12 protein-coding genes are annotated in these 14,319 nt (G+C 52.6%); 10 read left to right on the top strand and 2 right to left on the bottom strand.

Annotation, left to right across the window (positions count from 1 at the left end):
• The first annotated feature begins 88 nt into the window (after positions 1-88).
• The 9 genes from ACZ52Z_RS11335 to ACZ52Z_RS11295 all read left to right on the top strand — a co-directional run bounded on the left by ACZ52Z_RS11335 (position 89) and on the right by ACZ52Z_RS11295 (position 10,358).
• Complete coding sequence (locus tag ACZ52Z_RS11335) at positions 89-1,690, top strand: sigma-70 family RNA polymerase sigma factor (RefSeq protein WP_464266901.1); 1,602 nt, start codon at positions 89-91, stop codon at positions 1,688-1,690.
• A gap of 7 nt (positions 1,691-1,697) precedes the next feature.
• Positions 1,698-2,813, top strand: a complete 1,116-nt coding sequence (gene dprA / locus ACZ52Z_RS11330) for a DNA-processing protein DprA (RefSeq protein ID WP_464266900.1) — start codon at positions 1,698-1,700, stop codon at positions 2,811-2,813.
• A gap of 119 nt (positions 2,814-2,932) precedes the next feature.
• Complete coding sequence (gene rpe, locus ACZ52Z_RS11325; protein WP_464266899.1) at positions 2,933-3,604, top strand: ribulose-phosphate 3-epimerase; 672 nt, start codon at positions 2,933-2,935, stop codon at positions 3,602-3,604.
• Between the two features lie 12 nt (positions 3,605-3,616).
• A complete protein-coding gene (locus ACZ52Z_RS11320) occupies positions 3,617-5,227 on the top strand; it encodes a glucose-6-phosphate isomerase (RefSeq protein WP_464266898.1) in 1,611 nt (536 codons plus the stop codon).
• 213 nt (positions 5,228-5,440) lie between these two features.
• A complete protein-coding gene (gene dsrA, locus ACZ52Z_RS11315) occupies positions 5,441-6,727 on the top strand; it encodes a dissimilatory-type sulfite reductase subunit alpha (protein WP_464266897.1) in 1,287 nt (428 codons plus the stop codon).
• A 58-nt stretch (positions 6,728-6,785) separates the two neighbouring features.
• Positions 6,786-7,925, top strand: a complete 1,140-nt coding sequence (gene dsrB / locus ACZ52Z_RS11310; protein ID WP_464266896.1) for a dissimilatory-type sulfite reductase subunit beta — start codon at positions 6,786-6,788, stop codon at positions 7,923-7,925.
• Positions 7,926-7,997: 72 nt separating this feature from the next.
• The gene (locus tag ACZ52Z_RS11305) at positions 7,998-8,243 is read left to right on the top strand and encodes a dissimilatory sulfite reductase D family protein (protein WP_464266895.1); all 246 of its coding nucleotides are present in this window, start codon (positions 7,998-8,000) and stop codon (positions 8,241-8,243) included.
• Between the two features lie 92 nt (positions 8,244-8,335).
• A complete protein-coding gene (locus ACZ52Z_RS11300; protein ID WP_464266894.1) occupies positions 8,336-9,082 on the top strand; it encodes a biotin--[acetyl-CoA-carboxylase] ligase in 747 nt (248 codons plus the stop codon).
• 301 nt (positions 9,083-9,383) lie between these two features.
• Positions 9,384-10,358 (top strand): KpsF/GutQ family sugar-phosphate isomerase, encoded by a 975-nt coding sequence (locus ACZ52Z_RS11295; RefSeq protein ID WP_464266893.1) that lies wholly within the window; start codon positions 9,384-9,386, stop codon positions 10,356-10,358.
• 49 nt (positions 10,359-10,407) lie between these two features.
• Here the strand turns inward: ACZ52Z_RS11295 and ACZ52Z_RS11290 are convergent, their stop codons facing one another.
• Positions 10,408-12,807 (bottom strand): ubiquitin-conjugating enzyme E2, encoded by a 2,400-nt coding sequence (locus ACZ52Z_RS11290; protein WP_464266892.1) that lies wholly within the window; start codon positions 12,805-12,807, stop codon positions 10,408-10,410.
• Between the two features lie 230 nt (positions 12,808-13,037).
• Between ACZ52Z_RS11290 and ACZ52Z_RS11285 the strand changes: the two genes are divergently transcribed.
• A complete protein-coding gene (locus tag ACZ52Z_RS11285) occupies positions 13,038-13,664 on the top strand; it encodes a DUF4388 domain-containing protein (RefSeq protein WP_464266891.1) in 627 nt (208 codons plus the stop codon).
• A 27-nt stretch (positions 13,665-13,691) separates the two neighbouring features.
• Here the strand turns inward: ACZ52Z_RS11285 and ACZ52Z_RS11280 are convergent, their stop codons facing one another.
• Positions 13,692-14,318, bottom strand: coding sequence for an HAD family hydrolase (locus tag ACZ52Z_RS11280; protein WP_464266890.1), 627 nt, complete (start codon positions 14,316-14,318; stop codon positions 13,692-13,694).
• Position 14,319 lies beyond the last annotated feature (1 nt).

Below are 14,319 nucleotides of genomic sequence, written 5' to 3'. Positions count from 1 at the left end.
GCTGATATTGCATATTTTTAGTGTGCCCGTTCAGGCTTGGTGGTCAAAATATTTTCTATGACGTGGATTGGCATCCTGGAGAGAAGGAATGGATAGTACGCATTATGATGTCGACAAGAACTCTGGGAAGAGTAAGTCCGACACAGAAAACGGGATAGAAGGAGCAGCCTGCCAGTCTGGCCCTTCAGGTGATTCGACCGGCCCCCCGCCCAAGGATAGAAGGCGGCAGATTGATCGCCGTTCCGGTATTGATCGGCGAAAATCTGATCGTAGAGGCGAGGGGACCAGTACCGATCCCATGAACATTTACCTTCGAGAGATGGGCAGCCAGCGTTTGCTCACTCAGGCGGAGGAGATTGAGCTGGCCAAGATGGTGGAAGAAGGAGAGGCGCGGATTCAGTTTGCTGTGCTTCGCCTCACCCTTGGCATCACGGCGCTCAACGACATTGCGGAAAACATCCTCCGTGGCAGTCTGCGCATCAACACGGTCATTCGAGGGGTCTCTGAAAACGACAGCGAAGCGCTGCAGACGATTCGTGATTCCTTTCTTGATCGGGTGGAGGAGGCCAATGCCATCGACCTGCGGCGGCGGGAGCTGTTTGCCGCGCTCAAGAAAAATGCCGGTGATGCCGACTCGGAGCAGCGCATCGTCACAGAGATTCTTGATACCGGATGGGAAATTTCCAACCTTTTCCGGGACTACCGCCTCTGTTCCAAGGGGCTGCTCTCGGTGGCCGATGCCGTCAAGGAGTTAAGTGGTAAATTTAATAAAGTCAGAGTGGTGGCCCAGCAGCGAGAATTACTGGCACTGAGGAGGGAACAGGCTTCAGCCGGTAAGGAAGAGCAGGTCAGTGCCGCCGAAGTTGAACGACGTGTAACCCTGGAATTGGCGGAAACCATAGGTGTCAGTTGGGCGGCCTTTACCGAAGTGCAGCAGGAAATAGAACTCGGAAGAGAAATGGCAAAACAAGCCAAAGAGGCCCTGGTTCGCGGTAACCTGCGCCTGGTTATTTCCGTATCCAAAAAATTTCTCAACCGGGGAATGCAGCTGCCTGACCTTATCCAGGAAGGAAATATCGGCCTGATGAAAGCGGTGGAAAAATATGACTACAAGCGCGGCTATAAGTTTTCCACCTATGCCACCTGGTGGATACGCCAGGCAGTGACTCGCGGGATTGCCGATCAGGGGCGAACCATTCGCCTTCCGGTGCACATGATTGAAACTATTAACAGGATGCTTCGTTTTTCCAAAGATTTTCAGCGGGTTGAGAGTCGCGAGCCAACCCCGCAAGAAATAGCGGATCAGCTGGGGACAGAAGTCGACAAAGTCACGGTGGCGTTGAAAACCGCTAAGGATGCCATCTCTCTCGATGCCCCGGTCAGTGATGAAGAAGATGCTATGCTCAGCGATTTCATCGAAGATCACGCTCATCCGGATCCCCAGGATCACTCGATGACCGAAAGCCTCAAACGTTGCCTGTGCAAGGTTATGGGTTCACTGACTCCTCGAGAGGAAAAGGTACTGCGAATGCGGTATGGGATTGAGATCGGCTGCGACCACACCCTGGAGGAAGTCGGTCAGTGTTTTTCCGTCACACGAGAACGCATTCGACAGATCGAGGCCCAGGCAATCAAGAAGCTCAGACATCCTTCGCGCAGTGACGACCTCAAAGCATTTGTAACAGATTGAGGATGGAGTGTACGTCTGTCCCCATGCTGAAGAGTGGCTGACCCTCAGTTTCCTGCCAGGGTTGGGACCAGCGCTTATCAGCAGACTGGTTGAGTATTTTCAATCTCCAGCTGAGATACTGCGTGCAGGCGAGGGCCTGCGGTCCGTAGCAGGCATAGGGCCTGAGTTGTGCAGACGCTTGGCTGATCCTGCCAACCGGGCTGCTGCCAGTCGGCGGGCAGCTGATGAACTGCAGCGCCTGGAACGCGAACACGCTTCCCTCCTTTCACTCTACTGTCCAGCATTTCCCGATTCCCTGCGACATATTCCTGATCCGCCGCTGCTGCTGTATTGCCGAGGCAACCGGAAGGCGGTTGATCAGCCATGCATTGCCGTCGTCGGTTCCCGGGCGGCAACAACCTATGGGAAGCGAATAAGTGCATTGCTCGGCCAGGAACTGGCTCGGGCCGGAGTAACTGTTGTCTCCGGCGGAGCCTATGGCATCGATGCCGCTGCACACAGTGGGACGCTCAGTGGGCAGGGGCGGACAGTCGCAGTCCTCGGGTGTGGCGTTGATGTTGTCTACCCACAGCCGCACGGCCAACTTTTTTCAAGCATTCTAGAGCGAGGGGCCCTCTTTTCCGAGTACCCGCTCGGCACAAAACCGGAAGGGTACCGCTTTCCTGCACGAAATCGGATTATCAGCGGTCTGGCCAAGGGGGTTGTTGTTGTCGAGGCAACTGAGAAATCCGGTTCACTGATTACCGCCAGGCTTGCACTTGATCAAGGCCGCGAGGTGTTTGCCGTTCCCGGCAGGATAGACAGTGTGAAAAGCAGCGGATGCCATGGGTTGATTCAGCAGGGGGCGCACCTGGTGCAGAGAGTGGAGGACATCCTGCGCGAGTGCCGATTACTGTCTGAGGTCCAACCAAACGTATCTGCAGTAACCGCTATTGCCGATGGAGTTGAAAATATCCGGGAGCAAACGTTGCTGGATTGTCTGGAAGTGTATCCCAAGGATATAGATACCCTGGGCAGGGAGCTGGGGTGGTCAAGCGGTGAAGTCCATGCCCTCCTGCTACAGCTTGAGCTCAAGGGGCTGGCACGCCAACTTCCGGGCCAGCAGTATGAGAAAGCCTCCTGAATTATCCCCCTTCCCCGGTCCTTTCCCTTCTCATTTCTTCCCATATACGGTAGGCTTTCCTGCATAGAGCATAAGTGGATGGCATTTCGATAAAACAACTCAGGTAAAGGATTGTGGTCATGAGATCAACAATGATTGCCCCTTCCATCCTCTCTGCGGATTTTACGCGCTTGGGAGAGGAGGTTAGGGCGGTGGAAGCGGCGGGTGCTGATGTTATTCATGTTGACGTTATGGATGGGCATTTCGTCCCCAACATCACCATGGGGCCACTGGTGGTCAAGGCGGTTCGCCGCATCACCGATCTGCCCATTGATGTACACCTGATGATCAGTGATGCGGACCAGTATATCGCCGCCTTTGGGGATGCAGGGGCGGATTGGATAACGGTGCACGTCGAGGCATGTACTCACCTGCATCGGACATTGACAGCTATCAGGGAAATGGGAAAAAAGGCGGGAGCAGTGCTCAATCCGGCTACCCCGCTTACTACCCTGGACTTTGTGCTGGAAGAGGTCGATCTGGTTATGCTGATGAGCGTCAACCCAGGGTTCGGCGGGCAATCGTTTATCGAGTCGAGCCTGAGGAAGATTACTCAGCTTCGTCAGCGGCTGGACCGGGTGAACCCTGCAGCTGGTATCGAGGTTGACGGTGGGGTGAGTCCGGCGACCATCGCCCGCATCGCCGCTGCCGGGGCGAATATATTTGTTGCAGGATCGGCCATCTACGGCCAGGACGACTACCGGTCGGTTATCGATGAGCTCCGGACGCAGGCAGGCGACGGAGCAAACTGAGGGAGGAGAGCAATGAGGTACCAGGACTTTACTCAACTGGCAGCGGTTGGCGAGTTACGCGCCTTGGCCGATGATCCGTATGATTTGACCGGCATCGACGCTCTTTCTCCGTCGAGAATTGAACGTTTTCGGTGGAGCGCAAATGGGTACGATTTGCTGTACGCCACCCAGCGTGTTGATCAGCAAACCCTGGGTGCCTTGCAGCGGCTGGCAGATCAAGCCGAACTGGTGGATCAGTTTCTCGCCATGAAAAAAGGTGAGCTGATGAACAGGATCATCGGTTACGAGAGCGAAAACCGACAGGTGCTGCACACTGCCTGCCGTGATCTCTTCAGCGATACGCCTGATGCACAAGAGGCTACCGTTCAGGCAAAGCAGGAATTGGAAAAACTCCAACAGTTTTTACATGCCATTGACAGCGGGGAAATCGTCAATGCCGATGGGCAGTCGTATACGACAATCGTTCAGGTCGGCATAGGCGGTTCGGATTTGGGGCCGCGCGCCCTTTATCTCGCTTTGCAATCGTATTGTCTGCCAGACCGCCAGGCCCGTTTCATCGCCAACGTGGATCCAGATGACGCTGCAGCGGTGCTTAAAGGGATCGATCTTTCCCGTACCCTGTTCAATGTGGTCTCCAAAAGCGGTTCCACGCTGGAAACGTTGACCAATGAGCAGTTGATTCGCACGGCACTGCGCGAGGCCGGGCTGGAACCGGCTCGTCATATTGTCGCGGTAACCGGGAAAGGAAGCCCCATGGATGATCCTGACCGGTACATGGCATCCTTTTATATGTATGATTACGTGGGAGGCAGGTATTCAGCTACCTCCATGGTCGGCGGGGTGACCTTGGGCTTTGTCCTTGGCTACCGTGGATTTGAGGCTATTCTCCGGGGGGCCAATGCGGTGGACCGGGCAGCAGAGGAAAGGGATATTCAGCGCAATATCCCCTTGCTCATGGCCATGCTCGGCATATGGAACCGCAATTTTCTTGGTCTGCCCACTGTGGCGGTGCTTCCTTACAGCCAGGCTCTTTCGCGATTTTCAGCGCATCTGCAGCAATGCGATATGGAAAGCAACGGCAAATCCGTGACCCGCCATGGCATGGCGGTGGATTGGTCAACAGGACCTATTGTCTGGGGTGAACCGGGGACCAACGGCCAGCATGCCTTCTATCAGCTTCTCCATCAGGGGACGGAGATCGTACCTGTGGAGTTTATCGGCTTTCGATCAAGCCAGTATGGTCTGGATGTAGAGGTAGCAGGCACCACCTCCCAGCAGAAACTCTGCGCGAATATGCTGGCTCAGTCCCTTGCAATGGCCGCCGGAAGGGCCAGTGACAACCCTGCCCGATCGTTTGCAGGCAATCGACCGAGCATGCTGCTGATTGCCGATAAGCTGACCCCGGAATCCATGGGCGCTTTGCTGGCCATGTATGAAAATAAAATCGTCTTTCAGGGGTTTTGCTGGAACATAAATTCCTTTGACCAGGAAGGGGTGCAGCTGGGCAAGGTGCTGGCCGAAAAAATATTGCAGCATATGACGGCAGACAAGGGAGATCATGCACCTGTTTCTGAGGCAAAAAGTGTGGAAGAAGCCTTGTTGAAAACAGCGGGCCTGGAGTGAGCAAATAGGCTGATTCGTCGGTATTTTGATGGTGCTACAATGGGTTAGCTTTTTTGTTGACAAAGGCCTGTCGTCCGTTTATTGTCGCTCAGATGAATGAGCATTCAATAGTGTATTGTCCGCTCTCGAGTTTGCATCAACGCCTATCTGTTGATCAGTTTATTACTTTTTACCGGTTGTAAACAAACCACATCATTTCTAGGAGGAACACTGATGGCAAAGCATGAAACGCCTCTATTGGACGAACTGGAAAAAGGTCCATGGCCGAGTTTCGTCACCGACCTCAAGCGACAGGCTGAAACAAAGCCGGAGTGCTGGGACATCCTTGGTCAGCTTGAGCTTTCATACAAAGACAGGATCACTCACTGGAAACACGGCGGTATCGTAGGTGTTTTCGGCTATGGCGGTGGTATCGTTGGTCGTTACTCCGACGTTCCTGCTCAGTTTCCTGGTGTTGAGCATTTCCATACCGTTCGTATTGCTCAGCCATCCGGCCTCTACTACACCACTGAAAACCTGCGCGCCCTGATGGATCTGTGGGAAAAATATGGTTCCGGTGTAACCAACATGCACGGTTCAACCGGTGACATGATTTTCCTCGGTACCCGTACCGAAAACCTTGAGCCCCTGTTCTGGGATCTGACCCATGACCTCGGTCAGGACCTTGGTGGTTCCGGCTCCAACCTGCGTACCCCTGCCTGCTGTCTCGGCGAGTCCCGCTGTGAGTGGTCATGCTTCGATACCCAGGAAGTATGTAACCACCTGACCCAGCATTACCAGGATGAGATTCACCGTCCTGCGTTCCCCTATAAGTTCAAGTTCAAATTCTCCGGTTGCCCCAATGACTGCGTTGCTGCGGTAGCCCGTTCCGACTTCTCCGTTGTCGGTACCTGGAAAGATAACATCCGTATCGACCAGGCTGCTGTCAAAGCCTACATGGATGGTGCTGATGGGTATCCTTCAAACGGTGGCGCCCATAAAGGCGGCGACTGGGGTCCGTTTGACATTCAGGCCGAAGTGCTGGACCTCTGCCCCACCCAGTGTATGTGGATGGAAGGCGATGAACTGAAGATTGATGATGCAGAATGTACCCGTTGTATGCACTGTATTAATGTTATGCCTCGCGCACTGCGCCCGGGCGCCCAGAAAGGTGCATCCATCCTGATCGGTGCAAAGGCGCCTATCCTTGACGGTGCCCAGTTCTCCACGCTGGTTATTCCTTTTATCGAAATCAACAAGGAAAACGATTTCGAAGACGTTATCGAGGTTATCGAGAAGGTCTGGGACTGGTGGATGGAAGTTGGTAAAAACCGTGAGCGTGTGGGTGAGACCATGCAGCGTGTCGGCCTGCCGACCTTCCTCAGCGTTATGGAAATTGAGCCTCTGCCGCAGCACGTGAAAGAGCCTCGCTCCAACCCATATGTCTTCTGGAAGGAAGAGGAAGTACCTGGCGGATGGGATCGTGACATCAAGGAATTCCGCAAGCGTCACGCAATGTAATTGCATCCCGACTGAGCTTATAACTGAATTGAGACGTATATTATAAGGAGACTATACAATGGGTTACGATCCGAATAATCCTATGGAAGGTCGAATCACCGACTTAGGACCGAAGTACTACGGAGACATGCTGGCTCCGATCATTAAAAATAACAAGGGCAAATGGCTCTATCACGAAATCCTTGAGCCAGGTGTGCTGGTACATGTCAGTGAGACCGGCGACAAGGTATTTACTGTTCGCTGTGGTTCCCCTCGCTTGGTAACCGTAAGCTATGTTCGCGACATCTGTGACATCGCAGACAAGCATTGCGACGGTTTCGTACGTTTCACCACCCGAAACAACATCGAGTTCATGGTGGACGCTGAAGACAAGGTCGCTCCGCTGAAGGAAACCCTTGCCTCTTACGGCAACCAGTTCCCCATCGGTGGTACCGGTGCCTGTGTAACCAACATCGTCCATACCCAGGGATGGATTCACTGCCATACCCCGGCTACCGATGCATCCGGTCCGGTGAAGGCGGTAATGGATGACCTGTTTGAGTACTTTGGTTCCATGACTCTGCCTGCGCAGGTACGGATTGCGCTTGCCTGCTGCCTGAACATGTGTGGTGCGGTTCACGCCTCCGATATCGCGATTCTTGGAATTCACCGTACGCCGCCGATGATTGATAACGAGCGTATCACCGGCGTTTGTGAGATTCCGCTGGCCATCGCTTCCTGTCCGCTTGGTGCGATCAAGCCTGCCAAGGCTGAAGTGAACGGCGAAGAGATCAAGACCGTTAAGGTCAACAACGAACGCTGTATGTTCTGCGGTAACTGCTACACCATGTGTCCGGCTATGCCGCTGGCTGATCCGGAAGGTGACGGTATCGCGATTCTCGTTGGTGGTAAGGTTTCCAACGCAAAATCTGCGCCTAAGTTCTCCAAGCTGGTTGTTCCATTCCTGCCGAACACCACCCCGCGCTGGCCGGAAACCGTCAAGTGCGTTCGTGATATCCTGGAAGCATATGCCAAGGATGCCAAGAAGTACGAGCGTCTTGGCGAGTGGGCAGAACGAATTGGTTGGGAGAAATTCTTCGAGAAAACCGGTATTCCGTTTACCGAGAAATCTATCGATGACTATCGTCTCGCATACGATACGTGGAGAACAACCACCCAGTTCAAGTTCACCAGCCATACCGCTGCATACACCAAGTAAATTTATCGCGATCGGCTCTGGATGTCAGGGCCGATCGTTTTTTTGACCTTTTATTTTGGTAAGGAGTTAATCATGGCACTCAGTCTAGAAGAACTGGAAGCTGCAATTATCGAGAAAGCAACAAAATCTCCCAAACCGCAGCTCTATATCAAGGATTTCTACAAATGCGATCCTGATGCAAAACCGCGTGAGATCAAGAAAGTAGCCAACGCATTGGTCACCAAGGGTGAGTTGATGTTCTGGTCTTCAGGATCCACTACCATGTACGCACGGCCTGACCGCATCAAGAATGAGGAAGGAGAGGAAGGGATCAACTAATTTTACCCTTCTCCATTCGTACGCGCAGAAAAGCGGGGCCACTGTGGCTCTGCTTTTTTTTTGGCCTGGTGCCATGAAAGGATCAGGAGAGGATGACCGTGCATATTATTCGATTGGAACAGGTAGAATCCACCAACGCCCACGCGAAAACATTGGTCTCCATTGCTCCAGAGGAACCGCAGCTCATTGTTGCTGCATCCCAGACCGGCGGTCGTGGGCAGTATGGCAGATCATTCAGTTCACCTCCTGGCGGGCTCTATTTTTCCGTTTTGCTGCAGCCAGAGCTGCCAGCCCATCAACTGCCCCTGATCACTCTGGCAGTGGGGGTGGCTTGTGCCCACTATCTCGATCAGGAGGTTTTGCTGCCCGCTCAGCTGAAATGGCCAAATGATGTATACTGCGCAGGCCGTAAATTAGGTGGTATTCTCTGTGAGTCGATCCTGGATAAGAACCAGCCGTATACCATTATCGGGGTCGGACTCAATGCCAATACGTCTGTTATAGAGTATCCTGAGGAAGTGCAGCCAATATTGACCACCATACGCGAACAGACCGGTGGCTTTATCGATCTTGGGTCCGCGCTCCTTCAGCTGGTTGATCGTATTTTTAGGGCGGTTGAACTGCTCAAAGAGGATCAGCAGGAAATGCTCCGTCTCTGGCAGCAACGTGATTATCTCTATAACCGCCGACTCCGTTACGTCACCGAAAGGTTGGACCTTACCGGAACCGGTATGGGAATCAGCGAAAACGGGTGTTATCAGATGGTAGACAACCACGACAATGTCCATGAAATTATCGGCGGCCAGGTCCGACCCTTGACCAGTGGTACCCCGTTCTAATCCGATTGTTTCTCCTTGTAGACGGCTGGAGGAAAAGACCTTCATATCTCCCTTTCATATTGACCGGTCCCCGGTCGTGAATTAATTTGGCCAGAATATTTTCCCACACGATCGCCCCCTCCAGAAGAGTTGCCAGGACAGTGATCCCTATCCTTGAGGTTGAGGCGGATTCACCCACCAACACAACCGCCTGAACAACAGGGGTCAAGGATCGCTCCTTGCATTTCGCTGGTGGCTGGATGCCAATGAAACAGCGAGACAACGGTGTGGCAGCAGAGAAGAACATAGAACAGGAGTACACGTGAATATAGTAGAACAAGCAAAGGAAGTACTGACTATTGAGTGTCAGGGGGTGGAAGCTGTTCGGGACCGTTTGGATGGGAAAATAGAACAGGCCGTCAACCTTATTGCTGCCTGTCCGAGTCGGCTGGTTGTCACCGGTATCGGCAAGTCCGGTTTAGTCGGCCAGAAAATTGCTGCGACCATGAACTCCACCGGCACCCCCTCTTTTTTTCTTCATCCTGTTGAAGCCATGCACGGCGATTTGGGTATGGTCTCGCCCACTGATGTGGTCCTGGCCATATCTTACTCGGGAGAAACACCGGAACTCAATGGATTGCTGGGCAGCCTGCGGGAGCGAGGTGCTCTGGTTATTGCCATGACCGGCAACACACAGTCAACACTTGCCCGTTTTGGTGAGGTGGTACTTGATATCGGTGTACCGAAAGAGGCCTGTCCGCTTGGTCTGGCACCTACATCATCCACCACCGCTACCCTAGCTCTCGGCGATGCCCTGGCTGTCACCCTGCTGCAGAAAAACCAGTTCCGCGCAGAGGATTTCAGGCGGAATCATCCGGGCGGAAGCCTCGGGGAACGTTTAAAAGTAGCGGTGCGGGAAGTAATGCTCACCGGTGAGGATGTACCGTGCGTATCCGAGAACGATGCCATGACAGCTGCTGTTGCTGAGCTTAACAACAAAAATATAGGCGCGGTTATGGTGCTCGACAGTACCGGCGTGCTCAGTGGCATTGTGACTGATGGAGACATCAGGCGGTTACTGACCAGCGGCAAAGTTCCAGACGCCTCAGCAGTCCGCGAGGTGATGACCTGCAACCCGATCACCATCAGTGAGACGACCATGGCTGCAGATGCCCTCAGCCTCATGCAGGGTCGGGAGATCACGGTGTTGGCGGTGGTGGACAAAAGGGGCTTCCTGCGGGGGATATTGCACCTCCATGATCTGTTGGGAAAAGGTGAGTTTCGCTTCCTTATTTAAGGGAGAAACCCAGAGAATACAGTCCCTACAGAGTATTGGTGCTTTTCTGCTACTCGCCGGTATACACAGACCATTCGTCGTTTTCCGCATCATACATATAATTCAATTCCAGGCGTGAAGAGGCTCCCTGGCTTTTTTCGGTGCAGGTGAGCAGGTAGATGGCTTTATCGTCCACCTGTTTGAGCAGAGCTGCACTGGGAGCGAGCAGTAGTGAGCCCCTGAAGGTCGGATAGTTGGCTCGGAAGATTTCTTCAAAATGGTTTTCCAACCAGGCTATCCTGTCGTTGTGAACAATCTGTTCCTCTTTTTCCGTGATCTGTTTGCTTACCCGGCGGGCTACATCCTGAACCGCTGGATCGTCCTGAAAGGGACTCTTGCGGATAAGTGCAAGAATTTCTTCGGAGTGGCGAACAGCCTCATTCAGATTTGGCTGATTTTCAGCAAGCAACACTTTTTCCTGAATCATGGCGATGTTCACCATGAACATGGTTTTCTGTATTTTTTGGATTGAGGGATCTAGGTGTCCTTCGAAATTTTCCTTTTCATCTTCCAGCAGTTCAATGGCGTTGCGATATTCTGTTATGGCATTTGCCCAGTTTTTCGCCTGGTACGCTTCCCTGGCCGAGGAAAGGATGCCGTAGAGACGGGCATTGACCAGTAACCGGTGCAGATCCCTACGCTCCCTGGCGGTTACGGCATTGGGGTCGGAGTCGATGAGCCGTTGGGCATGTTCAAGCTTCTGGATGGTTTCCTGCCACTGTTCACGAGTAAAGGTCTTCTTGGAAAGGTCCAGTTCATGGCGAAAGGTCGCAGCGGTGAGCCTGGAGGTGATGGCGCTGGCGGTTTTCGGGTCAGAGAGGCTGCTGGAGAGTTCGAGCGCTTTACGATATGTTTCAGCCGCCTCTTGCCAGTTTTTTCCAAGTTCAGCCTGTTCAGCAAGGGTGAGGGTCTGTTGCAGTTCCAGAGATTTAATAATGGCCTCTAGTTCAACCGACTGGTCACTGAGCTTATTTTTTTGGGCAAAAAGGAATGCCTGCCGATAGAGGGTGATGGCGTCTGCGTGGTTATTCTGCTCAACCAGCGATTTGGCCTGATCAGTGAGGGTAGTCAGTTCACGAAGAGCTTTTGCCTCGGCAGCAGGGATATATTGGCCCTTGTAGAGGACGTGTCCTTTTAACCCTTGATCCAATTCCTTGGAGGTGAGGAGGGTTTGGATATCCCGTTCTACTGCCGCTTTTCGAAAGCGCAGGATCGTTAGCCCGGATAGGGCCTTTTTCGCATTGATGAGGGTTTCTTGTGCGTCTTCGAACTGTTTTTTATCAATCAGCAGCTGGCTTTTTAAGATGTTGGCCTGGGAGCGACTGAGAATATTCTGATCCTTGAAATAGAGGCTGATAGCACCAATACAGATCGCCAGGAGGATGGTAATGGTGAGGATCAGTTGAAAAGGAATCTTGAGTTTGAATTTGGAAGGTGCGGCAACAACACCTTTTTGCCCATTGTCTTTGGATTTTTTTTTCTTCTTTTTGGGAGTGTCCTCTTGGGGCACTATCAGACTATCATTTCCCTTGGCCTTGTGTTCCACAGGGTCCCGACCTGACGCGGCGGTAAAGGAACGCTGAATGCGATCCCGCAGCGCGTCAATTCCGGGGGTGTCGCTGCAAGTATCAAAAAGATTATTGACCACCTCCATGGCTTCATCCTGTTTGCCCAATTCCTCAAGTTGCTCGGCAAGGGAATACAATTGCTGGGCCTTGGAGATGGCGCGCTCGATTTTTCCTTCAATTTCTTCCCTTTCCGGGAAGGAATCAGGCAGTTCTTCAAGCGATTGTCTGGCAGCATAGCATTGTTTTTGTTCCAGCAGCATATGGATATGGTCGATATCTGCTGGGGCGAAATCCTTCACCGGTTCGAGAAAATCATCAGTCTCCAGCCCCAGGGAGGCAAAGGTGTCATCTACCAGGGAGTCGATATCCTGAGAAGCATCCTCGATTGCCGCAATGCTGAGTGAGTCAAGTGGTAAGTTAGGTTGCTGCCGTTCATACCAGTCAGCGGCTTCCTGGTTGAAAGGGTCATTTAAACTATAGGTTTGCCCGCAGATCATCTCGCCGATATAGAGGACAAGGTCTGCCAGAGAGGGGTTGTGTTGCCAGTGATCAGCTATGCGGATAGCAGCAGGATCCACATCAGGGTGAAAAATATTGGTGAGCGGCTTAACCGTGGGGGCAAAGTGAGGATATCCAAAAGGCAGGCTGATCAGGACCCGATGTACGTTGGTAATTGAAACCGCTCCATCAGCACCTTTTGCATATCCGCGCAGGGTGTATTCGATTTCATAATTATCCGGGGGCTGTCCTTCGGTGTTTACTATGGTAACTTTGGGGTACAGTTCCAGAGAGCTTTGAAGTTGTTCGAAGTCGTCGACAAGCTGTTGTGAGCCCGTTGCCATGGAATATCCTGCTTTGTGGTAAGTTGAAAGTGACAGTTGAACGCCCAGGTTTGCACCCGTAGGCCGCACCATGTTCTATAGTATATTATTTACAGAGTCGAAACAAGCTCCATTGGTAGAGGCCAGTAAAAATGCCGGGGCAAGATCTTCTATTGTCATAACTTCTAGTTGAGTGTAGTTATTTTGCGTGTACAATAGGTTATCAACCAAGCAAAATGTAACGAGAGAGCATGTCTGAATTCTGTGCACAATTCATTATAACTGAAGAGCGCAACTGTCCGTTCTACAGCAAGGGAAATGGTTTTGAGCTCTCAAGCCAGGCGGTGGAATTTGTTCCGGAGCGTCCTTCCTGCATCATCTTAATCCGTGAACTGACAGGCCTGCTTGTCACCCTGTTACCCCACAGATCATCTGGCTTTGCAGACTACCGCGAAACTGTTTTTCCCTGTGGCGGATGCACAGGACTCATTAAATTTCAACTGACTGACCTGCTCCCCCCTGCGGCGAAGCAAACGCCGGAGACCAATAATCAGCAAATTGCTGCCATGAGCGGGAGTATCGATGAAATCTTGCCGGCAGAATTGCTGCAGGTTTTTCATATGCACCAGAAAACCGGCAGGTTGATAATGGAGCTGGCAGAGGGCGATGCACGGGTAACGTTTCGTGAGGGCGGCTTGCTTGCCGCGCGATATCATGATCTTGATAATCATGAGGCGGTTTACGCCATTCTGGCGGAAAGGCAGGGAAATTTCCATTTTTATCCTGGCCTGCCGGATTCGCTTATGCAGGCCAGGGAGATTGGTGACTTTATGATGATCCTGATGGAGGGTCTGAAGCGGGTTGACGAGGAAGGCTAGCCCCCTGGGGGCAGGCATCGGCAGTGGTCAACGGTGCTGAAAAGGGGGGAGCTGGGCAATGGTGGTAAAGTTGTTGACGTGGTATTTGGCTTCAAGCGCCGGGTTCTTGAAGGCCACAAGGTCGACCCCCACGCTGGCGCAGTGATCGCGGTCAACGGTGGAATCCCCGATATAGATTACTTCGTCCGGTTGGACACCAAAACGTTCAAGGATCATCAGCAGGCCGTCAGGTGCCGGTTTTGGACGATCAACATCACTGGCCGTGACCACCATGTCAAACCAGGATCGCAACTGAAAGCTGTCGAGGATCATATCCATAGTATTGGTTCGGTTGGTTGAGATGGCAGTGTGATAGTGCGGTTTGATCGATTCAAGAAATGCAGGCAGGTCGGGCTCCATGATCATATGCTGAAGAAACGGCTGGTAGTCCAGGGCCTGGGCATAGGCGCGGACGTCCTCTATCTTGACCTGCGGATGATTGCGAAATATGTGTCCTATTGATCGGGCCACATTGTGAATGTGAACGTATTCCAGCTCTGCCTGATCCATTGGCGGACAGTGAAAAGCCTCCAGCAGGTGATTGTAGTAGACCCTGTTGGTTTCCAGGCTACTGAACATGACACCATCGCAATCAAAAACAACCAACTTCAGCATA

It is taken from the genome of Desulfogranum aggregans (assembly GCF_055398265.1).
The sequence above is the reverse complement of the archived record's forward strand: the minus strand, read 5'-3'. Positions and strand labels throughout refer to the sequence as shown.

Bases quoted from the DNA above. Each gene is read 5' to 3' on its own strand.
- ACZ52Z_RS11305 (WP_464266895.1), top strand. From the start codon at position 7,998: ATGGCACTCAGTCTAGAAGAACTGGAAGCTGCAATTATCGAGAAAGCA.
- ACZ52Z_RS11290 (WP_464266892.1), bottom strand. From the start codon at position 12,807: ATGGCAACGGGCTCACAACAGCTTGTCGACGACTTCGAACAACTTCAA.
- ACZ52Z_RS11335 (WP_464266901.1), top strand. From the start codon at position 89: ATGGATAGTACGCATTATGATGTCGACAAGAACTCTGGGAAGAGTAAG.
- dsrA (WP_464266897.1), top strand. From the start codon at position 5,441: ATGGCAAAGCATGAAACGCCTCTATTGGACGAACTGGAAAAAGGTCCA.
- ACZ52Z_RS11280 (WP_464266890.1), bottom strand. From the start codon at position 14,318: ATGCTGAAGTTGGTTGTTTTTGATTGCGATGGTGTCATGTTCAGTAGC.
- ACZ52Z_RS11300 (WP_464266894.1), top strand. From the start codon at position 8,336: ATGACCGTGCATATTATTCGATTGGAACAGGTAGAATCCACCAACGCC.
- ACZ52Z_RS11285 (WP_464266891.1), top strand. From the start codon at position 13,038: ATGTCTGAATTCTGTGCACAATTCATTATAACTGAAGAGCGCAACTGT.
- dsrB (WP_464266896.1), top strand. From the start codon at position 6,786: ATGGGTTACGATCCGAATAATCCTATGGAAGGTCGAATCACCGACTTA.
- rpe (WP_464266899.1), top strand. From the start codon at position 2,933: ATGAGATCAACAATGATTGCCCCTTCCATCCTCTCTGCGGATTTTACG.
- ACZ52Z_RS11320 (WP_464266898.1), top strand. From the start codon at position 3,617: ATGAGGTACCAGGACTTTACTCAACTGGCAGCGGTTGGCGAGTTACGC.